This is a genomic window from Nostoc sp. UHCC 0302 (assembly GCF_038096175.1).
Lineage (GTDB): Bacteria > Cyanobacteriota > Cyanobacteriia > Cyanobacteriales > Nostocaceae > UHCC-0302.
The window spans coordinates 167,494-190,253 of record NZ_CP151101.1 but is presented as its reverse complement, the minus strand read 5'-3'; the positions used below and the strand labels follow the sequence as shown (position 1 = coordinate 190,253).

Genomic DNA, 22,760 nt, shown 5'->3' with positions numbered 1-22,760 from the left:
GCCTAGATGATAAAGAATTTATTTGTCACCAAAAAATACGGAAATTATGCTGATACGTTTCTTCTACTGGGTTTGGTGCAACTTGTTGAGTATGCCTTAAGGAAAACAAATCAAAAAAGCGATGTTGGGCTTGTAGATGAAGGTACACGTTACCGCATCAGTTTAAAACAGGCTGTAAATCTGGAGGCGATCACAAAGCTTGATTACACTAATCCGTTTCCACCAGTAAAAGGTCAAAAAACGGACACAAGCAAAATTCCCCAAGAGACAGACTTTTTTGACACAGCAAAGGAGAGCGAAAAACGGAAACTATATAAAGATTACGTATTCCAGCAAAGGGGTAAGCCTCAATGGAATGAAGATGCACCAAAACCACCCCATGCCAGTACGCAAAATGGCGTGATTCTGACTTCCATGCGTCACGATCGTAATCATAACGAACTGTGGCAGTTAGGCTGGCAACTAAAAGACCATTATGGTGCTTTACTGGTTGCGCTATTCCAAGCATTTAGTGAAGAGATAAACTTTGAATTAAACACGGAAACTAACCGTTGCCAGGAATTATTTACCCAAGCCACTAACTGTAAATTGCCAGAGGTAGCTAGTGCAGTAAAAATTTACCTACCTACTTCTGTACAAGGCGTTAACCGAGTTAAGGCAGATACTAATAAAGTTGACTCTCAAAAGGCAGATTGGTTGAGCTTATGGCTGATTGCTGGGGGTTTATTTAGCTTTGGGATTGCTGAACGCATAAAAATAGCTGATCGTGTTTTTGACTGGCGAGTAGTTGTTCTAGAACCTCAAGATATCCAATTGAGTAAATACAAAGAAGTACTAGATCAACTTCGTAAGTACAACCCGCCGTCTGGTGGGCATGGGGTGGCTCGATTTGACGCAGAGTTGATTTTGCGATTTTGCCAAGAACTCCTGAATAATCATGCTTCTCAAGCTGATGCAGAATCTGATGAATTTGATATTTGGGAACCGATTAACCATTTTGTGAAGAGCTTTCTTGGAACTCATTTTGGCTCTAAAGGTCAAGTTTATGGAGTTAAAGAAGTCTTTAGTTTGGGACTGCCGGGTTGGATTCGTCCAGACAACTCTCAAGAATTAGCAGACTATCAAAGCGTTGTGCAAGAGCATTTGTCAGTAATTAGCACCTTATCAGCCGAAGAAGGACACGGTGAATTATTAGCTGCTTATCGAGACTTTATCACAGGGACAAGTTTGCGTCAGTTCTTTCCTTTTCAAGTCAGTTATGCAGATTACGTTATTAAACAGCTGGCAGATTCCAAAGCTAGGCCTGTGCGTTTATTTTCAGTTACAGGGTTAAATACGATGACAAAAAAAGATTCAGACTTTATCAAAATTATCCAAGATCCCAGTTTCTTACGCATAGCCAAAGCAATTAATCAAGCAACTGTATATGCAGGAAAAGTACAAACAAAACAAGGCCCTAAAGAACTTGGATGGCAGCGAACTTACGGGTTAGCACAGCGTTTGAGTAGCCAATCCGGGTCAAAAAATGATTTTTTAAAGGAAATTACCGACTTTCTCGCAAAATACGAAGCTGAAAATTTACGCCTGTCTGAGCAATTGCAAAAAGAAGGTAAACCCCTTAAACGAGTTTGGACAACTAAAGAAGACCTGGATCGCTTGGTGGAATTAGTCAACAACAATGACACTGTACTAGTTGCCAATCTTTTAATTGCTTATGGATATGCTCGTTGGAATAAGCCCAAAGAAAACGATTTAGAAACTGACGACGAACAAGATATTAACTTAGACGATACTGCAATTTCCGGAGAATCAAGCGATGACTAATACACAATTCCCAGCTTACTCAATCTCTATTAGTGGTTCTTTGTCTTGGCAACTTCATGCTCTAAACAATGAAGGCAACGAAGGTAATCAAAGTTTAACCCGTCGTTATTACATTATTCAAAAAGGAATGAATGAGCCTGAGTCGGTCAATGGTGTTTCTGGTGATATGCTCAAACATATTCAAGCAGAGCATTTGCATCGTATTGCTATTGAATCAGGTCTAAATTTATCAGAAGGCGGTAAGCAATTTAACCCTGACCGTATTGGTTATGACATTGATAAAAATATCGGTATCTTCACTGAAAAAGATACAGATTTAACCACAAAAACTGCCAAAGTTATTCAACGTTGCAGCATCAGTGACTTAGAAGGGTTTATGGTAACTGAGAAAAAAGGACAAACCCTTAAACGCGAGTCTGTGATAGAATTTGGTGCGGTGGTAGGTTTACCAACTTTAGTAAAAACTCAAAGTTACTTCCATGCCAAGTACGGTACAGATAACCCAACCCCCTACAATGTACAAGTCAGTTCTGGTTTGTATGCAACTGTCTTAAACATTGAAGCTTTCCGTATTGGCTACAATCCCCATAATTTCAACTACAGCATCGATACTGTTGAACGCAAAAAACGTCTAGATGCTTTACTTAAAAGTGTTTTGTACACTTACCTCCAACCCAACGGGGCAAAACGCAACACTAACTTACCTCACCCCGACCATTTTGAAGGTGTAATTACTGTTAGTACCCGCCGTTGTCCTGCACCGATGATTAGTGCTTTAGAAGCAAGCTACAACCGCCAGATTCATAGTTTGGCTAATACCTTAAATAACCTCAACGGTGCAGATACCATACTCTGCTTTGATTTCGAGAATATTGCTGAGTTTGCTGCACAAATCGAAACTCTAATTGAAAGAGCGCAACCTTGGGAGAGCGACAATGCCGAAGCGGTTGAATAAGTCACACACTACTCAACAGGAATTACCAGTAAATGCCAAGCAATGGCTGACTGTCACTTATCAACCAGTTAGCCTCTTCTCTCTCAAGCGTTCCGATGCTACTAGCATGGCTGCTCGGTCTAACCTTGTGCCTACTCCTTACGCTATTAAGATGGCATTGTTAAAAGTGCTGTTAGAAAGTCAAGGAGGACAGCACCAAAGTGACCTTGACCAATGGATTAAAAGCCAATTTATTTGGATTCGAGACTTGAGTATTCACATTTGGCCACCTGAAAAATTGGTGGTTAATCGCAACGGCTACAAACTCCGTTATTACGACCAAACTGCTGATAAAGCCGACAAAAGCCGCTCCACTTTGCCAATGCAAGATGGTTTTGTGTTTCGAGAATGGGTGTATATGCAAGGTCATCTGCAAATTTGTTGTGGCCCTAGCGATCGCTTAACTCAGTTAGAGCAACTATTCTCTCTAATTAACTACTTCGGTAAACGGGGCTGCTTTTTTCAATACCTGCCACAATACAGCCAACAAACTCTTGATCTGCTGTTTCAACACAATTCTACCATTGGCTTTACAGTACAGCCAATGGATGATTTGGGTGAGAAAACTACCTTTAGTCGCATTAATCCCTATTCCACAGATAAAGCACAACTAGATAAAGACCGAGTAATCAAACCTGGATTTCTTCCTGTGCAACTTACAAGTAGCAGCGCCCGTTATGACATTTACCAAAGATACTGAAGCTGTTTTAACCCGATTAAATTTAGTTCTCAAGCGCACACAAACAGTAACTAACCTAACACCATTAATCTCTTGGTTGCCAGAAATAGAGCTTGCACCAGCCTGGATTCCCCTAAAAACTCATGCTGGTGTCTCCAAAATTATGCCTGTAATGCCAGATTTGAGTTTGTACCCGAAACTTATGGAACTCATTTGCGGGCGTATAGCTCAGGGCAGTTACGTAGAATGGCAACAACAACCCTATGAAATGACAGGAGTCGAAACCGATACTAATACTCTGCACGTAATTCAAATTTCTCTTGTCGCCACTGCACCATTACCATCAACGTTAGGACGAGCAATTCATGCTCAATGTTTTCAATGGTTTGCTAATGCTGATGCTGCTTTAGCTCAACATCTGCATCAGCAAGAGAGTGTACCCTTTACCCTGGGAGTAGAATATTTTTCTTCAAAAAAGATACAGCTAAGAGTTACCCTGCTGAAAAAGGAACTTTTAGCGCCGCTGCTTTGGGGATTACATAGCAACTTGGGGGGTGAAATAACTTTAGCAGGTGTTCCTTGCCGATTAAACGAATGGATTGATATTTCGCAAACTAGTAGTTTTGCAAAATTGGTACAAATTCCAGTCCAAAACACTATCAAACTACAATTCGTGTCTCCTACTAGCTTTAAGCAGAGTGGTGCAATACAGCCTTTTCCATTACCAGAGCTAGTTTTTAATGGACTACAGCGGCGTTGGAACCACTTTGCTCCAGCAGAATTAAAATTTCCCGAAACTAAGTGGAATAGTTTCGTCTCTGCTTTCCAACTAAAAACCCAGGCTTTAAAGCTAGAAGGTGGTGCAGAAATTGGAAGCCAAGGCTGGATAATATACCGTTTTCTTGACTCTGAGCCTGCAAAAATTGCTACAGTTCTAGCTCATTTCGCCCATTTTGCTGGAGTAGGACGGAAAACAGCTATGGGAATGGGACAGACTCGTGTGATTGAAAAAATGGAAATTGGTAAGGGCGAAAAACTTAATAACTAAAGTTAACTAACAACTTATGACTGAAGATTATTTACCTCTGGCGTATCTCAACGCTTGGGAATATTGCCCACGCAGATTTTATTTAGAGTATGTGTTGGGTGAGATGTCAGATAACGAACATATTATCTTAGGCCGTCACATACACCGCAATATTAACGAAGAAACAACATTTCAAGAAGGCGAAACGCTAATTCATCAACAGCAATGGGTGTGGAGCGATCGCTTAAAGGTCGCAGGTATCATTGATGCAGTTGAAGAATCCAATGGTCAGCTTGTCCCTGTGGAATATAAAAAAGGGAAGATGGCACAACATCTTAATGACCATTTTCAACTTTGTGCAGCTGCTTTGTGTATAGAAGAACGTACCGGATGCAGCCTTGCTTACGGTGAGATTTTTTATCACACTAACCGCAGAAGACAGACAGTAGCATTAACACCGCAGCTACGGCAAATGACTGAGCAAGCGATCACTCTTGCTCAACTTGCTGCCCAAAGAACTATGCCTGCGCCAATTGACAACACTAAAAAGTGTCTTTCATGCAGTTTAAAAGAGATTTGTCTGCCTTTTGAAGTTAAACAGTTACGAAGTTCAATGAATCCTGAAACCGATGATTAATTTCATTAGGAGAAATTGATTAATCATTTTTATCCACCACTCATTACCAGCGCTTTAAAATGTCAGTACTTTACGTCACTCAAGCTGATGCCGTTTTGAGCAAGAATTATGAGGCTTTTAATGTTGCTCTCAAACAATCAGATGGTTCTTGGAAAAAACAGACTGTTGCAGCCCAAACTGTTGAACAAGTTGTCTTGATGGGCAACCCTCAAGTCACAGGAGATGCTCTAGTGTATGCTTTGGAACTGGGTATGCCTATTCACTATCTTTCTAGCTTTGGTAAATACCTGGGTTCGGCACTTCCTGGTTACTCACGCAACGGTCAATTGCGACTAGCACAATATAAACTTTATAGTGACCCTGCTGGGCGTTTAGAATTAGTCAAAACGATTGTGGCAGCCAAAATCCACAATCAGTATCAGGTTTTGTATCGTCATAATGAACGAAATAATCCTCTCAAAGAACGTAAAAGTTTAGTCAAAAGCCAAAAAACTTTAGACCAAGTAAGAGGGATTGAAGGTTTAGCTGCACGAGAATATTTTGCCTGCTGGCCACGTATGGTTGGAAAACAATGGACTTTTACTGGTCGAAATCGTCGTCCACCTACCGACCCAGTGAATTCCTTGCTGAGTTTTGCTTATGGTCTGTTGCGAGTTCAGGTGACGGCTGCGGTTCACGTTGCAGGGCTAGATCCATATATTGGTTATTTACATGAGGTTCATCATGGACAGCCATCTATGGTACTAGATTTGATGGAAGAGTTCCGCGCTTTGATTGCAGACAGTGTAGTCCTAAGCGTATTGCATAAACATGAGATTCAACCTGATGATTTTAACGAAAGTTTAGGTGCATATCGCCTAAAGGATACTGCTAGGAAAACTTTTTTACAGGCTTTCGAGCGCAAAATGAATGATGAATTTAAACATCCAGTTTTTGAATACAGATGCACTTATCGGCGAGCGATTGAACTACAAGCAAGGCTACTGGGTCGCCATTTACAAGAAGGGATTTCATATAAAGCTTTAGCTTTACGTTAGTTATCATTCAGCAAAAAATCTGACAATGACTACGCTTTTCTACTTAATTATCTATGATTTACCTGATAAAAAAGCAGCTAACAAACGTCGGACTCGTTTACACAAGATGCTGTCTGGTTACGGTAAATGGACGCAATACAGCGTTTTTGAATGCTTTTTAACTACTATCCAATTTACTACACTGCAAACTAAAATCGAAAAGCTAATTAAACCTGATGAAGATGCCGTGCGGATATACGTACTTGATGCCGGCGCAGTTAAGCGTACAATTACTTATGGTTCGGAAATACCTCGACAAGAGCAGACAATCGTTTTATGATTAGTGTATTAGCTTGATGTTTGGCAAGTCGAAGCGGGGTCGAAAACCCTGGAGACTCGCCAAAATCGCCAGAACCTTGACAACATAATAGTTTCACAGTTTCAGTACTAAGGGAAGTTGCAAATTACTTGCAATAAGAACGGCTGAAAATGACCTTTTTTTTCGATCCGTCAAAACACTTCCCAGGAAGCTTGCTCTGTAACAGTTTCAGCACCGAGCCGTTTCCACGAACCATTACCCCGCAAGGGGACTGAAACATTGAGTTGATATCCTGTAATGCGTTTATTCCAAAAGTTTCCACGAACCATTACCCCGCAAGGGGACTGAAACAACGTATTCACCAGAAGGTAACATGAAAACTTCTAACGTTTCCACGAACCATTACCCCGCAAGGGGACTGAAACACCTATCTGCAAAAGCAATGTCTGCGGCGACAGATGTTTCCACGAACCATTACCCCGCAAGGGGACTGAAACATTTTATTAGTATCAATCCACATCCGACTTTTGACTGGTTTCCACGAACCATTACCCCGCAAGGGGACTGAAACCAGATGTACTTTCACTGGTAGACTGAGTTTTTTTCGTTTCCACGAACCATTACCCCGCAAGGGGACTGAAACGTTCCAATTGTCATTAGTCCTTTGCGAACGGCTGAAGAGTTTCCACGAACCATTACCCCGCAAGGGGACTGAAACGTAAAAAAGTCAGCCCTTGAGTTGCTAAAACCAGGTTTCCACGAACCATTACCCCGCAAGGGGACTGAAACTCAATGTATTGAAATTCGATATCGGCGTCACTCCGACAGTTTCCACGAACCATTACCCCGCAAGGGGACTGAAACCGCCACAGAGTCAGCGAATGCGTGCCGATGGTACAAGTTTCCACGAACCATTACCCCGCAAGGGGACTGAAACGTGTAAGTATCATCAGATTTCTTGATCCGCTTTGCTTTGTTTCCACGAACCATTACCCCGCAAGGGGACTGAAACATTATGTTCACAACAATTCGCGCAGATAGTATTACCGTTATTAGGTTTCCACGAACCATTACCCCGCAAGGGGACTGAAACCCGCCAAATAAGCTAAAGGTACACCAGATTCACGGTTTCCACGAACCATTACCCCGCAAGGGGACTGAAACCTTTATGGGATTGGGATTCAGGCGAAGACGGTTTTAAGGTTTCCACGAACCATTACCCCGCAAGGGGACTGAAACTAGACAAACAGCGTTACCAATATTTCACTAGCTAAAAGTTTCCACGAACCATTACCCCGCAAGGGGACTGAAACTCATAATTCGCGCTAGAAAATCCCGCATTGGTAAGTTTCCACGAACCATTACCCCGCAAGGGGACTGAAACATCTAGCAAAATCAAATCTGTAAATAAACTCAAAAGTTTCCACGAACCATTACCCCGCAAGGGGACTGAAACAATCTTCTTTCTGACCAGCAGAAGAAACTCGGCAATAGTTTCCACGAACCATTACCCCGCAAGGGGACTGAAACCGTCAATCAAGGTTTGGTGGTTCTAAATACAGCATTGAGTTTCCACGAACCATTACCCCGCAAGGGGACTGAAACTTACTTCGTATGGTTTGATGAGACCCAGGATATTAAGTTTCCACGAACCATTACCCCGCAAGGGGACTGAAACGCATCTGTGGCACCGGGGGTGAATGTTCCAGCATTTGTTTCCACGAACCATTACCCCGCAAGGGGACTGAAACTTTTGGCGATGATACCGCTATTGTTGTGCCAGCAACAGCAGTTTCCACGAACCATTACCCCGCAAGGGGACTGAAACAGACCTAGTACTGCCAATACTGCGGCAATTGGAGCAAGGTTTCCACGAACCATTACCCCGCAAGGGGACTGAAACTTTTTTCAGAAGGCTTGTTGATTGCCGCTTCACCTTTTGGTTTCCACGAACCATTACCCCGCAAGGGGACTGAAACCTTTTAAGATAGTTACCGACCTTAAACTTTGACGAAGCTAACAGTTTCCACGAACCATTACCCCGCAAGGGGACTGAAACTTTACAACAATACTTTTAACCTCAGTTCCAATGGCGGTTTCCACGAACCATTACCCCGCAAGGGGACTGAAACAAAATTAGAGAAGACACAGCAAAAGCTGTTAGTGCGTCGTTTCCACGAACCATTACCCCGCAAGGGGACTGAAACGTTTTACTGTAGTAACTTCGTTGGATACTAAGAGAAGTTTCCACGAACCATTACCCCGCAAGGGGACTGAAACCTTATCTAAACCGAATTTCTTGCGATCGCTCATATCGTTTCCACGAACCATTACCCCGCAAGGGGACTGAAACTTTTTTCAACATCGATAATATCAGTTTTTAATAAGGGTTTCCACGAACCATTACCCCGCAAGGGGACTGAAACAACTTGGTATCAAGTTTACCACAAAAAATAATTTACGTTTCCACGAACCATTACCCCGCAAGGGGACTGAAACTCTGTGCGTTCAGACATATTTATAAAGACACATTAAAGTTTCCACGAACCATTACCCCGCAAGGGGACTGAAACTTCGAATGTTATCATTAGCTAGTGGGGATACAGTAGTTTCCACGAACCATTACCCCGCAAGGGGACTGAAACAATAAATATTCTAAAGCTCCCAAATGAACCTTTTTAGTTTCCACGAACCATTACCCCGCAAGGGGACTGAAACTCGCTGATTGATATACCCTCGTCTATAGTAATCGTAGTTTCCATAAACCATTACCCCTGACGAAGGCTGAAATAGGTAATCACTGCCGTACCAACGCCACCAGCCTGTAATCAATTTTTCTCATAAGAGGATAGAAATCGCCTAAAATATTGAACACGATTTGAGCTAGTAGTAAGCGATGCCAAGAGCAGTCACAAGCACCAGCCGCAAACCTAAAACTAAATCAGTGCCGACTTCTTCAGTTCCTACATGGGCAGATAAGACTGAATTAGTAGGCTTGGTGTTTGATTTAGAACCAACTGTCTCAGTTTCCCTCTACTCGCAATACAGTATTGCACTCCACGCTTGGTTTTTAAAGCAAGTACAGCAAATCGACCCAAAACTATCAGCTTATCTCCATGATGGAGAATCAGAAAAACCTTTTAATATCTCAGCCCTCTCAGGTCAATTAGTTGCTAGCGGCAAACAACTAAAACTGGAAGTCAATCAGACTTACTACTGGCACTTAAATGCTCTATCTCAACGGGTGGTGCAATTTCTAAAACTTTGGTTAACGAACTTACCCAAAATTATTGAGTTGAATGGAGTATCGTTGCAAATAAAACAGGTGAGTATCGCTCATGCTCCAACCACTTATACACAATTGCTGCAATCACCAAGGCAGCAGTCTATAGTTGATCTCAGTTTTATTTCACCAACAAGTTTTCGTCGCAAAGGTAATCATTTCCCTCTGCCAGTCCCAGAAAATTTGTTCCACAGCTACCTACGACGCTGGAATGACTTTTCACAGATGCCAGTAGAACAAGAGACTTTTCTCAAATGGGTAGATGAAGGAGTAATTATTCATCAGCATCGTTTGGAATCGATGAAAGTGGCAGCAGGAAAACGTGGGTCAGTCACAGGTTTTACTGGAGCAATATCTTTGGGTTTAAGCAAGGCAGCTTTAGCAAATACTGAGTTTACTCAGTTGTTTTATGCTTTGGTTAGGCTTGCCCCATACTGCGGCACAGGGCATAAAACTACTTTTGGTTTGGGACAAACACGCTCTGGTTGGTTAGCAGAACAAAAGTCAGCTATAGCTGAGCAGTTGATTACGGATATGCTAGCTCAACGCATTGAAGAACTAACTGAGATATTCACTGCCCAACGCAAACGCAAGGGTGGCGAACGTACAGATAGAATTGCCAGCACTTGGGCAACGATATTAGCCCGTAAAGAAACGGGTGAATCAGTCAAGGCGATCGCTTCTGATTTGCAAATGCCAGATGAAACGGTGAAAACTTATGTCAAATTAGCTCGCAAGGCGCTCAAACAGGAAAATAACAGTTAATACACTTTGTTTCTCGACAATAGTAAATAGTAGTCTTATGATTAAGGAATCAGCTTGATGGTTGGCAAGTCGAAGCGAGGTCAAAAACGCTGGAGACTCGCCAAAATCGCCAGAACCTTGACAATATAATAGTTTCAAAGTTTCAGTGCTAAGGGAAGTTGCAAATTACTTGCAATAAGAACGGCTGAAAATGACCAAAATTTTCGATCCGTCAAAACACTTCCCAGGAAGCTTGCTCTGTAACAGTTTCAGCACCGAGCTGTTTCCAAATTCAATTACCCCGCAAGGGGACTGAAACGTGATTTTTATCAAGATTCTAATATTATCCAGGTTGCGTTTCCAAATTCAATTACCCCGCAAGGGGACTGAAACATGTACATCTGATGTAGGGACTTTTACCATTATCGCTAAGTTTCCAAATTCAATTACCCCGCAAGGGGACTGAAACATAGCATTAAAAATCTCATCTGGTAGCATTCCACTATGTTTCCAAATTCAATTACCCCGCAAGGGGACTGAAACCTATCTGCCTCAATTCCTCCCAATGTAACTAGTTCTGGGTTTCCAAATTCAATTACCCCGCAAGGGGACTGAAACACAAATGGGTAGGTGAGAAAATACTGATGAAACTAATGTTTCCAAATTCAATTACCCCGCAAGGGGACTGAAACTTTAATAGCGATCCAGTTTGGATCGCCGCGTCGCTCCAAAAGTTTCCAAATTCAATTACCCCGCAAGGGGACTGAAACGTTTTAGTCCTTCTCTTTCCATTTTTGAATACCAAAGTTTCCAAATTCAATTACCCCGCAAGGGGACTGAAACCTGTCTTTCTTGCTCAATGAGTCGCGCTAGCCCGTTACGAGGTTTCCAAATTCAATTACCCCGCAAGGGGACTGAAACTTCAATAAAGCTATAGGTTTGCTAATGCCGCTGGTTGGTTTCCAAATTCAATTACCCCGCAAGGGGACTGAAACAAAAAATGAATACTATTGAAAATCAAGATCCAACCGAGTTTCCAAATTCAATTACCCCGCAAGGGGACTGAAACATTTCTCACGGATAACTCGGCAGTGAGAGTAGTTGAGTTTCCAAATTCAATTACCCCGCAAGGGGACTGAAACATTAATTTTTATACATCAATTTAAAAAAAATTAAAAGTTTCCAAATTCAATTACCCCGCAAGGGGACTGAAACCAAAAAATCCAAAGCAATTTATCAGAAGCGCAAAAGTTTCCAAATTCAATTACCCCGCAAGGGGACTGAAACAACACAGGTGCAAATGCAGCGCTATTGGCTGGGCAGGTTTCCAAATTCAATTACCCCGCAAGGGGACTGAAACGTATCTATCTCCGCCAGCAGTTCAGTTTTTAGAAAAGTTTCCAAATTCAATTACCCCGCAAGGGGACTGAAACAGCGATTGCAGTAATTAAAGCTGTTATTCCGGCAAGTTGTTTCCAAATTCAATTACCCCGCAAGGGGACTGAAACTTATAGGGCGCTCGCTTACCTCTGCCGCCTTTCAAGTTTCCAAATTCAATTACCCCGCAAGGGGACTGAAACCGCGATCGCCTTCTTTTCTACATCTGACAACTGAAGTTTCCAAATTCAATTACCCCGCAAGGGGACTGAAACCGATCGCGAACCTTTGTGACCGCATATCTAATTCTGGTTTCCAAATTCAATTACCCCGCAAGGGGACTGAAACCAGCAAAATGATTGCTAACTTGTCTGAAAAGTTAGGGTTTCCAAATTCAATTACCCCGCAAGGGGGCTGAAACTTTGAACTTATTAGTTTGTGGAGATTTGAGGATAGCGTTTCTTAAAGTCCCCGTAGTCGTCAGTTTCCATAGACCAGAATACTGGCTTTGTTTACTCGCGCGATCGCTTTCAACATTACAAAGAAACGCATCGCACTTTACCCAATCCCGCAACCAATCGCCCAACTCATCGCACCGAGGAATATTGAGAGCGCTACTGATGTAGCCTATTAGATTGCTACTGGTCGCTACCGTAGTAAACCTTGTGCAAATCCGCAGAAATCGCATGAAAAAAGCGTAAACTGTAGATTGGCCGTTTGACTACAGCAGATGCTCTCCTGAAACTCAACTGGCTGTACCTATCAATTCAAAGTCGCCACAGCAGTAGGCGTGCATTGTTAACTTTGGTATGTTGTATGATTGTTAATCCTTTTCCCCCTATCCTCACGAAAGTTAGTCGTGGTAAACCCTCTTTTGTCACTTTGGTAGAACCCAATCGCTGAAAGCCTTCCAGGGCTTCCATCTCCAGACTTTGGCTACAAAAAAAGAGTTACTGTTAGAAAATAAAAGCTCAAAGCTCGACTACATAAAAGTTTCAGAATTTTGCTTCGATTATTGTTTTCTGAAAGTGGCAAAAGAGAGATATTTTGGCTAGATGATCAGAATTAACTTAATCACAATAGAAGTCAATAGATATAGCAACCCCGTAAAAATAAGACTAAATTTGAAAACTGCACAGACAGCTGCTACTCGAGCCAAGGGTGAACTATCCTTTACCTCGCCATATAGAAAAGGAAACAGGGTCAGGTTTTCGATTACATCCAATAGAGCTGCAACCCACTGTCCCCAACCAAGAACAACTCCTGCGCCGATCCACTCCCCATCAAAATTGGTTAACGACTTTGTTACCCAAATACAGGACAGACTCAAAGTCGTAGAGTAAGCCCCTATATATAAGAAATCAAGCGATTGAAGCTTCTGAGCTTGGTCTAAAACATTTCCTTTACACCAAGCATCCACAATGGCTTTCGCTTTCGCAGAGCTACCTGCAAACTCAAGGGAGATGATCCCATTGGGTACAACATTAGGAATATTCAAAAGCTTGTCAATCTTGTTCAGTTTCCACATTAGGAACAGAGTGGCTCCTGCCAGCACTGCCAGCAACACACTTGAAGTTCCGGTTGGAAAACCTTGAAAGGGGTGTCTCATAGTATCTTTTTAATAAATCTAAAGTGTGATAGAGCGCTCTATCAAGATATTGGCAAGTGCATTTAACCTCTTATCTACCTCACTCCGTTCCAGATACTTGAGGGCTGCCTTCACAAGCTTGGCAATATTCTCCTCCCCTGCATTAAACGCAGGAAGATCCTCCATCAACGTAGGCTGGAAGCGATAATCCTTTTCAGGATCTAACAGCTTATTGCTCACGTAATCTACTGCATCACTAGAGCCGTCAAACAGCACATCCAAAAGAGGGATACCTTTGAGAGGACTTGCCCAATCAAGACCGCCCCAACCCAGCGCTTCCTCGACCCCAATCGCCTTAACATTTTGCCCTGTCCCAAACGAAGCAACCACTAAGTCTTTACGTGAAGGTTGGTCATCCCAGACTCAGCGATTGGCGATCGCGCACATCGCCGGATTATTGGCAAATATACCTCCATCAATTAGCGGAACGACTTCCTCTCCCTTATAAGTTGGAATACCCAAACCGCTCTTGTTCTGCAATTCTTTTTTCCAGAACGCGATAAAGTTACTTTCTTTCAGCAAGTAAGCTGGAAACGCAACAGGCGCAGCAGCAGACGATCTACAAACTTGCCAGATTGGAATTTGTGCAGTGCTGGATTCAGTGCTAACAAACACAACAGCTTGACGGTTGTAAGCATCGTAGCAAGTTACAAGTGTGCATACGGGTAAGCTATTGAATAGCTCTTTACCAAAAATAATACCATTTTGAAGAACTTCTTCTAGCCCCTTGCCATCATAAATGGGTTGACTGTAACCAAACGTGATGCGGCTGATTAAACTCTTAAACACTTGCCAGAACTTTGGGAAAATTTTAATTCCCCGTTCCTCGTAAATTTGTCTAATCTGACCAGCTGGATATCCCTTAGACACCCCACAGGCAATAATGCTTCCTGTAGAAGTTCCAGCGATGATGTCGAAATATTCACGGAGTTGTTTATCTGGTTGTATAGCTTTGAGTTTAGCCTCTAAACGCTCCAGTAAAGTAGCAGTTACAATTCCTCGAATTCCGCCACCATCGCAAGATAAAATACAACGAGTGTTGGGGGCCATTGTGAAAGTCCTCTTTAAAAATAAAATATTGCCAAAAGTTTTCCTGACCAGCGCCTTGATTTTGGCGTTGATTTTTCTAGTCATCGTCTTGTGATTGTAGAATGCTCCAGCACTTTATTTCTTCTAAATATGGACTAAATTTATTTCCCAGCATGCTGCTTAAAAACTACACGGGTGTCCGCCAAGATACCTGCAAAAGTGTGATTAGTTCGCGTATCTCGGCGATCACCCTACACACTTTAGTCCCAGACTTTAGTTGTACTTGCCTACTCAGATGAGTTCTTAATATCTAAGAGGATGAGCTAAAAATTATTAAAATAGGGATAGAAGTGAGGAAACTACTATCAGGGTTATTTCCTTCTAAAAAGTTGCTGTAGTGTATCTATATCAAACGAACATAGTCGTTGAGCTTGAGCCTTGCTTGGAAACTTTTTTCAAAGATGAGCTTTCTGCCTTCTTTGCTTTCGTATTATGCAAAACTCAACAATAATTTTATAGTGCCTATGTGGGTACTATGAAATTTTCATATTTTATGCGTGGGTGTTTATACGTTAGAAATTAGATGACATAAAATCTAAGGCTTTGTCAAACATAGATAATCGGTTTGGCCCATCACTCAATTTTATTTCAAAGTAGTTTTGAACCATATCTAAGACGAAAAGTTCAAAATTTAGACTGAAATTGAATGATTTAAAATTTGAAACCGAGGAACCTTCTTAGCATAAATATGCTTATCAAATTAAACTTTTGCGTAATAAATTTTTCCCCAATTAGAGTTTAATTTTTGATGGTTCAGCCAATACACTTCAACTTGGAATTCTTCATCAGTTAACAAGTCTTGCCATCGACCGTTGTGGGGGAAAGGAACATCGACAAATTGCTCAAAACTTGAGCAATTTAAGGTGATAATAAATTTTTCCAATTGACCATCTTTTCCTATACCCCAGCGATGATAAATGATAACATCCTTGTCAATATCAACACCATAACCTTGATTATTGAATTTAGTATTTCTCTCGTCATAATTATCAGGGTAAAAGAAAGGTGAACGCAGTGAAGGATAATCTTTCCTAATCTGAATCAGTTTTTTGTACAAGTCAATTAATCTACTACCTGTAAAATCAGTACTGCGTTCCCAATTAACTGGTCTGGAGCGTACACGATCAGATCCACTTTCCGGCAAATAATATTCATCACCAAATTCCTGACCATTATGAATCAGTACTGTACCAGGCAATGTCAACAGTGCCATAGAATAAGGCTGAGTTTTAAACCAATTTTCCTCTCTAGAGACACCAACTCTAGAACCACCAACTTTATTAACTAAAGTGCTGTGGTCATGATTCTCAATGTATATTACAGGATTATTGCCTGGATAAAAATCTCTACTGGTATGCAGGTCCCTCATGATTGACGTATTAACGTTGCCAGATGCACCAGAGTCAAAAGCCTGAAACATTAAAGTATCATACCAACAACCTGTTGCACCAATTCTATTGGTATCATCAATTGCCTGATATCTATTATCAGTTAAATGTTCTATCATCAAAGCAATATTTGTTCGATTAGTACCATATAGATAACCACGCAAATTTGAAATAAGCCTACTAATTCCAGGATCTACACCATCTCTACGGAAAAATCCCAAAGTATAATCAAAACGTATACCATCAATTTGATATGTATCTAGCCAATATTTGCATATATCGAATATAAATTCTTGAGTACATTTGTTATCAAAATTTAGTTCTTCCAAAAAACCTCCACCCTCGAAATTACCAACAAAAGGTGAATCTTGAGGATTCTGGTACAGCCAATAATAGGGGAAGCCTCTACCTGGGTTATTTTTATCTACATCTACATGGTTGAAAACACCATCCATAATCACATGGATATTACGGCTATGAAGCTCATCAATTAGCATCTGTAGCCTAAATAACCTATCAAGATTAGCCCCTAATTCGGGAGATTTTGGATTTGTATAACGGTCTTCAACAGCAAAATATAAAAATGGATTGTATCCCCAACTAAAATTACGACCATAAGTAGCTGTCCAGGGCATAAATTCAACAGCATTAATACCCAAATCTACCAAATAATTAATTTTTTCTCTAATTATATCCAAGGGAGCTTTTCCTTGAGCTTGGGGATTGCTATGAGCAAATAGCTTTTCAACAAAATCATCAATCATGATTTCATATATTATTAAATCCTTTTGTGTCAGGCGGTTATCTATAGATTTGACGTTTTGAACTCGGTTTCCACCAACAACAAAAGCAGAATTTTCATGATTTGGATCTTGACCACTGTATTTTGTGCAAGGGTCATTGCACCATCTTTGTTCACCATTTTCAAATGTGACAAAGAATTTGTATTGATAAAAGCCATCAGGTAGAGTAGTTTTATAATCATATAACCATCCTTTTGGATGGTCTTGTCGGGTCATTTCTGGAGCATTGTTGATATTCCAATTTTCATGATTAATCTTGCCTTGAAAATCACCTACGATTTTAATATTTTTGATGTGCGGTATTCCCCCTTTGATATATTGTGCTGGATCTTTATTACTGCTTGGAAAGAACAGCTTAAAAGTAACGTTGTTACTAGCAGTAACAACACCAAATTCTTCGTACATAATTTATTACAAATTTAGTTGCTTGTTAAAATTCAACATTACGTATTACACTGTCGGTTATTCCTCTAACTTTAGAAATATATTTTGTTTATTTTTTTAGTTTTTCAGGGGAGATGAATCCCCATAAAAACAAGGCAAATTTATTGCATTTAACCCTTAGTATTGGAGGCGGATATAGCAAAAATACTGTTCAATAAAAATGATTTTTAAGTTTAACCTAATAAAACTGGCTCTATCGTCTAAACTATGCTGAATCAACAGCTATATTCCAACAGATTAAGCAAAGCAACCCACTATTTTGTATCGTCTGTTACATTAGCATATCAAACCCGATAGAGCCTAAAAACTACAATAAATGGGGTCAAATAAGGTGTCGCTAAGTTTTAAGGCTTTGGATTTTGGCTCTTGCGTCCCTTTTATGGTAGTTGAGGATTGATTGCAACAAAACCCGGATTTCTCACAAAGCCGGAGAAAAGAGGAGTCAAAAACTGCCAAAATATCTATTGCACATGAATTCCAGCAGTTTTAAGCATGACCCCTCAGAAAACAGATTGTATACCGGAACAGTTCAAATTTGAACAAGTTAAATCATGTCCAGTCGTAGTTAATTTCAAGGGTGAGAGGGTAACATCAGATGCAGGATTGACTTTAATTGCGGAGCTAGACCGAAAAAGAGAAATTACATCGCGAGTAGCAAGATGTTTTAAAGATTACCGAGATTCCAATAGAATTGACCATTCAGTAGAAAGCCTAATCACGCAGAGAATATATGGTTTGATAATGGGTTATGAAGACTTAAACGACCACGAGGAACTGCGTCACGATCCAATGTTTATCCTGGCGCTAGGGAAAATAATGGGTTCAGAAAAAGAACTACCAGTCCTAGCAGGTAAAAGCACTTTAAATCGTATCGAACACTGTCCAGAAACTGTTGAATCAAGAGCATCAAGTCGATATCATCGCATTGGACATGATGCAGAAGCTATAGAGAAATTATTAGTTGAAATATTTTTAGAATCCTACTCCAAAGCACCACGACAGATAATTTTAGACTTGGACGTGACTGATGATTTAGTGCATGGCAATCAAGAAGAAGTGTTTTTTAACCCTTATTATAGAGGATATTGTTATGCTCCACTTTATATTTTCTGCGGTAAACATTTAATTGCAGCAAAGCTTCGTGCTTCTAATGTAGATCCAGCGTCGGGTGCATTATCAGAATTGCAACGAGTAATAAAACTAATACGTTTACGTTGGGATAATGTGAAAATTATTGTACGTGGAGATAGTGCGTATTCGAGAGAAGATATTATGAGTTGGTGTGAATCTCAAGTTGGAGTAGATTATGTCTTTGGGTTAGCCCAGAATAGTCGGTTAATTCAACTATCCCAACCAACCCAATACCGGGCTTATCTTGAATATTCGCAAAAACTGGAAACTGTAGTAGAGTTTTTTGAAACTTTATTTACTCCGTCAGATGACTTGAAAAAACAAGCAGCAGCCTTTGTTGATAACTCAGTTTGGTATTGTTCGCTTGATTATAAAACTTTAAAATCTTGGAGCCGTAATCGCCGTGTTGTCTCAAAAATTGAGTATAGTAAGTCAGGGGTAAGTACTCGTTTTGTTGTCACTTCACTCCCTACTAAATTAGTGCCTCCAGGACGACTTTATACCCAGAAGTATTGCCCACGAGGTGATATGGAGAATCGTTTAAAAGAACAGAAGTTATCACTAAAAAGTGATAGAACTAGTACTCATACATTTGCTGGAAATCAACTACGTCTGTGGTTTTCTTCTGTTGCTTATATTTTGATAAACGCTCTCCGAGAGCAATGTTTAACAACAAGCGAACTCAAAAATGCTACTGTTGGAACTGTTCGTACAAAGTTACTGAAATTGGGAGCCGTTATTACTGTTAATAGCCGATATATTTTAATCGCTATTAGTAGAGATTGTCCATACAAGAATATTTTTGCAACAGCTTACAGCTATTTATCTCGGCTAAACTGTTCTGGTTGATTTTCAGCTAATTGGAATTATAGTTATTAGCTTTAACTTGGGTAGATTTCATTGATTTAACCCTAGCTTTAGGCTGTCTATTTATCATTTTCAATAATCTTTGCTTTAGTATTTATTGTTTAGAATGTATCATATTTGTCTTTGTAGTTTCGGTTTACACGTTGTCATAATCTGTTGTTGATTATAGTTTAGTGTTGTATAAAATAATTTACTTTAAGTTTTACTCATCTCAATGATTTTTTCTCACTTGTGAGAAATCCGGGAAAACACTTGTAGGGCAAGGTTTATAAAGAATTACGGTGCTGTTTTAAATTAAATGCCTACAGGGTAAAGCTTTCAATAATTTTGAACCAGGGTTTCCATAAAAATAACCGAAGAGCCTGGATTTTTTACTTTTGGGTGTTTGATATCAAACTTGGGCTTTATCAGACACAGATAATCGGTGGAGGTCGATTGCGTCCCGCACTGCCCTTTGGGCAATCGCTAATTAAAATTGTGATGACCATCGCTTCACTAAAACCTCTTCAGAACTCCTATCAGGGCTAACGTGCAGATATTAACTCGTAGTATCCAAACTTGTATGCCTAAGAGTTGCCTGTACCAAATGCAGCGGAACGCCTTCATCTAATGCGTGGGTAGCATGACTGTGCCTAAACCAGTGCGCTGAAACATTCATGGCATTCTCTAATTCTGCTGCCCTCGCCGCCCTTTTCACCACTCAGTCAATATGGGAAGGAGCCAAGGGTCTACCCGTAGCACTGGCAAACACAGGCGCATCCTTCAACGCTTCGCCGCGCAGTGCCATTAATTCCAGCCATAGCGATTGGGGGACGTGAACTCTACGAGTGCGCCCACCCTTGCCGTAAACATTAATCTGCCCACCACCAGAACGAGAAGCAATCGCATTTTTCCAACGCAACCCGCACAACTCAGATACCCGAATCCCAGTTAAATACAGAGTTTTTAAAATTAACCGATTGCGCGTGTCAGTCGTCGCTGCAATCATCGCATCCACATCCTCCGGTGTAAGAATACGCTCCACCAAGGTGTCTTTCGGCTTGGGCAACTTGAACTGCTTGGGGATCGGACTGCGAGTCAGGGGCGGTTTCTCCAAACTGGTCACATAGGAAAAAAACGCCTTGAGGATATTGAGATGCTTAACCTTAGTCGTATCTGCCTCTTGCAAGAAATCCAACCAATCCCAGACGTGGCGGATCTGAATTAGAGCGATCGCGTCCACCGAGGTAAAAGTTAGGAACTTGCAAATGGTATTGTGATACGAAGCTCTTGCTTTACCGTGATGCACGTCCAACCACTCTTCCACCAACTCAGTCAGCTTCTTCATTTCAGCAACAGGCATATTATGAGTAAAAACCTTCTATCTTCCTTTCTTTCTACGTCTATTAGAGAGCTTCTAGACGGATGTTCCCAAAGTGAGTTATGCCCGTGTGATATTGCAAGCCGATATAACCTGAATTCTGGAGGTTGCTAGGTAAATCGTTTGTTTTACTAACTAGATAACCGTTAAGCCGTACGGTAATTGATGAGCCTTTAACCTCGATCTCGTAAGTGTTCCAAACTCCTTCTCGGCTTTCTCCTGGTGTAAATGGTAGCTTTGTTGCCCACAGCTTTGCTGGTGCCAACCGATAAATAGCACCTGTTTTATGTAAAGGACTACTAAAGGTTCGTTGATCTGAAAAGAAGTCGTATCCGGTCTCATCGATTTGTACTTCGATCAATTGATCGTAGAAGGCGGCATCAATGATTGACGGAGGTTGTGGGGAACGCAGTACAATACCAGAATTTGCTGATACATCACCGTCAAGCAGGAAAGACATCCATTGTAAGGTAAGTCGAAAGTCCTGGAATGGTTCGTCGAAGTAAATAAAGGGTAACTGATCTGTTGGCGAATTAGTTCGATCAATATTGATGACACTAAACGTTGGGGTCTCAAAATAGTCACGGTTTAGCTCTAACGGTTGCTGGTCAAAACTTCGCTTCCATTTGGCTTTCTCGTTTGGCCAAAGTTGACGAATACCAGTTTCGGGGAACGGATTGACTGGCGGTGGCTCGGTCGATTTAAATCGTTCGGCGATCGCCTCAGCTGCCTTGCGTGCCAGTGTAAGTCCCGTCAGTACAGGGTTGGCAGAGCCAACGGTGGGAAAAATTGACTGATCGACACAGACGACATTTCCGACATGATGAAACCTGCCGTTAACATCGGTAACTGATTGATAAGGATCGTCTCCCATCCACAGAGTTCCCGCCTCATGCCAAGTTGTGCCAAGTCCTTGCCTAATTTCAGGAGCAACTTCCATACTCAACTCGTTGGCAATGCGATCAAAGGCATCGTCCATGTCCTTCCACATGTCATTGTTTGATTCATCTCGATAGTGCGTAAAAAGCCGACGATGTTGGAAGATCGGATCGTTTTGATCTTCGTTAGCAAGGTTAGCCCAGTTTTTGTCGGGCTTTGTAATAATCGAACCATCCCGTTCACCTCGCAGTTCGCCAATGCCTCGAACAGCAATATTAACGGTTGCATCTAGGTTAGCGCCTTGCTCGGCAATCATCCGCGCGGCCTCTAAGTCGGGAATCATGCGGTAAATTACGTCAGATTGTCCTTCCACATTTACCGCGCTTTGAATTTGAAAATGAAAACGCCCCCTGTCGCTGAAGGACTGGAGGTGTAATGCGGCGGTTTGTGGGCGCTCTACAAGCGTTTCATTACTGCCAGTTGCAATCTTGTACAACTCATTGAACCTCTCACGCTTGATTTTCACGGTTACATCACGGCGTAAGTGATTGAGCAAGTTAGCCCCCATCAATTCTTGGCGTTGGCGTTTCTCGGCGATTGAGAAGGACTCTAGGGCAAGCCGTGTTGATTCCAACTCGCTCATCGCAATGACAACAATTGTTGTCGGCTTCAGCTTGAGATCTACAAAACGCCCGTTATAGTGAATGGTTAGTCCATTAACGTTATAGCCGTCGAGCTGTTGTCCATCTCGTTCAATCTTGGGTAAATTCAGACGTACAACGTGGGCATTTGGAACAATTGCTAGACGAGTTTGTGTCCCCGACTTGGCTCCTTCTGCGCGTCGTGCCGAAATCAACCCCGGTAAACTACTGTACTTGTCCAAGGAGAATAAGCCGGAGATATAAGACTGAGTTTGAACAGCAATCGGCGCGTTTTCTGGCTGTTCTAGTTGAAAGTCAACTCCTGGGGTGCTATTAATCTTGTTGACAGCCTTACTGAAGATTTCACGCAGTCCTTCGTTTAATCCAACACCACTATCAGAATTCGGAGCTTCTTTTGCCGGATCAAAAATAAAGTCGTCAGTTGGTTTCACTCCGATTTCATACTCTACTACGGAATAAGCACCTTTTACATTCTCCGTTTTGAACAGCGGATTGAGAAATTCCTTTTCGATTAAATAGGAGCGCACATCTTCGGGCCATTCTGCAAGATCCTCCGGGAGCAGTCGAGGGCACCAACCGCCCCAGTACA

The 22,760-nt window shown here is 41.5% G+C and carries 14 protein-coding genes, 1 pseudogene and 2 CRISPR repeat arrays; of the genes and pseudogenes, 9 read left to right on the top strand and 6 right to left on the bottom strand.

Going from position 1 to position 22,760, the window contains the following annotated elements; genetic code table 11:
* Positions 1–6 precede the first annotated feature (6 nt).
* The 8 genes from WKK05_RS39255 (at position 7) to cas6 (WKK05_RS39220) (ending at position 10,544) form a co-directional block, all read left to right on the top strand.
* A complete protein-coding gene (locus tag WKK05_RS39255) occupies positions 7–1,824 on the top strand; it encodes a hypothetical protein (RefSeq protein WP_341531652.1) in 1,818 nt (605 codons plus the stop codon).
* Positions 1,817–2,779, top strand: a complete 963-nt coding sequence (locus tag WKK05_RS39250; protein ID WP_341531651.1) for a DevR family CRISPR-associated autoregulator — start codon at positions 1,817–1,819, stop codon at positions 2,777–2,779. The genes WKK05_RS39255 and WKK05_RS39250 overlap by 8 nt, the downstream gene beginning before the upstream one ends.
* A complete protein-coding gene (locus tag WKK05_RS39245) occupies positions 2,760–3,518 on the top strand; it encodes a hypothetical protein (RefSeq protein ID WP_341531650.1) in 759 nt (252 codons plus the stop codon). The genes WKK05_RS39250 and WKK05_RS39245 overlap by 20 nt, the downstream gene beginning before the upstream one ends.
* Positions 3,496–4,545 carry a CRISPR system precrRNA processing endoribonuclease RAMP protein Cas6 gene (cas6, locus tag WKK05_RS39240; protein WP_341531649.1) on the top strand — a complete coding sequence of 350 codons (1,050 nt, stop codon included), beginning with the start codon at positions 3,496–3,498 and terminating at the stop codon, positions 4,543–4,545. Before WKK05_RS39245 ends, cas6 (WKK05_RS39240) begins: the two co-directional genes overlap by 23 nt.
* A 16-nt stretch (positions 4,546–4,561) precedes the next feature.
* Complete coding sequence (gene cas4 / locus WKK05_RS39235) at positions 4,562–5,161, top strand: CRISPR-associated protein Cas4 (RefSeq protein WP_341531648.1); 600 nt, start codon at positions 4,562–4,564, stop codon at positions 5,159–5,161.
* 59 nt (positions 5,162–5,220) lie between these two features.
* Positions 5,221–6,198 carry a type I-D CRISPR-associated endonuclease Cas1d gene (gene cas1d / locus WKK05_RS39230; protein WP_341531647.1) on the top strand — a complete coding sequence of 326 codons (978 nt, stop codon included), beginning with the start codon at positions 5,221–5,223 and terminating at the stop codon, positions 6,196–6,198.
* Between the two features lie 25 nt (positions 6,199–6,223).
* Positions 6,224–6,517: a CRISPR-associated endonuclease Cas2 gene (gene cas2 / locus WKK05_RS39225; RefSeq protein ID WP_341531646.1), complete on the top strand. Its 294-nt coding sequence runs from the start codon at positions 6,224–6,226 to the stop codon at positions 6,515–6,517.
* Between the two features lie 220 nt (positions 6,518–6,737).
* Positions 6,738–9,287: a CRISPR direct-repeat array (repeat unit 37 nt; unit sequence GTTTCCACGAACCATTACCCCGCAAGGGGACTGAAAC).
* Positions 9,288–9,392: 105 nt separating this feature from the next.
* Positions 9,393–10,544, top strand: coding sequence for a CRISPR-associated endoribonuclease Cas6 (gene cas6, locus WKK05_RS39220; RefSeq protein WP_341531645.1), 1,152 nt, complete (start codon positions 9,393–9,395; stop codon positions 10,542–10,544).
* Between the two features lie 261 nt (positions 10,545–10,805).
* A CRISPR array of direct repeats spans positions 10,806–12,321; the repeat unit is 37 nt; unit sequence GTTTCCAAATTCAATTACCCCGCAAGGGGACTGAAAC.
* A 630-nt stretch (positions 12,322–12,951) separates the two neighbouring features.
* Here cas6 (WKK05_RS39220) and WKK05_RS39215 read toward each other — a convergent pair.
* The 4 genes from WKK05_RS39215 to WKK05_RS39200 form a co-directional block, all read right to left on the bottom strand.
* Positions 12,952–13,509 carry a hypothetical protein gene (locus WKK05_RS39215; protein ID WP_341531924.1) on the bottom strand — a complete coding sequence of 186 codons (558 nt, stop codon included), beginning with the start codon at positions 13,507–13,509 and terminating at the stop codon, positions 12,952–12,954.
* 18 nt (positions 13,510–13,527) lie between these two features.
* On the bottom strand, positions 13,528–13,878 hold the full coding sequence (locus tag WKK05_RS39210) for a hypothetical protein (protein ID WP_341531923.1): 351 nt from the start codon (positions 13,876–13,878) through the stop codon (positions 13,528–13,530).
* A 33-nt stretch (positions 13,879–13,911) separates the two neighbouring features.
* Positions 13,912–14,598 carry a patatin-like phospholipase family protein gene (locus WKK05_RS39205; protein ID WP_341531922.1) on the bottom strand — a complete coding sequence of 229 codons (687 nt, stop codon included), beginning with the start codon at positions 14,596–14,598 and terminating at the stop codon, positions 13,912–13,914.
* Between the two features lie 739 nt (positions 14,599–15,337).
* A complete protein-coding gene (locus WKK05_RS39200) occupies positions 15,338–17,233 on the bottom strand; it encodes an alpha-amylase family glycosyl hydrolase (protein WP_341531921.1) in 1,896 nt (631 codons plus the stop codon).
* Between the two features lie 531 nt (positions 17,234–17,764).
* On the opposite strand from WKK05_RS39200, the gene WKK05_RS39195 reads away from it, so the two are divergent.
* On the top strand, positions 17,765–19,252 hold the full coding sequence (locus tag WKK05_RS39195; protein WP_341527375.1) for an IS1380 family transposase: 1,488 nt from the start codon (positions 17,765–17,767) through the stop codon (positions 19,250–19,252).
* Positions 19,253–19,808: 556 nt separating this feature from the next.
* Here WKK05_RS39195 and WKK05_RS39190 read toward each other — a convergent pair.
* A pseudogene (locus WKK05_RS39190) lies at positions 19,809–20,597 on the bottom strand (tyrosine-type recombinase/integrase).
* A gap of 58 nt (positions 20,598–20,655) precedes the next feature.
* Positions 20,656–22,698: a family 16 glycoside hydrolase gene (locus WKK05_RS39185; protein WP_341531920.1), complete on the bottom strand. Its 2,043-nt coding sequence runs from the start codon at positions 22,696–22,698 to the stop codon at positions 20,656–20,658.
* Positions 22,699–22,760 lie beyond the last annotated feature (62 nt).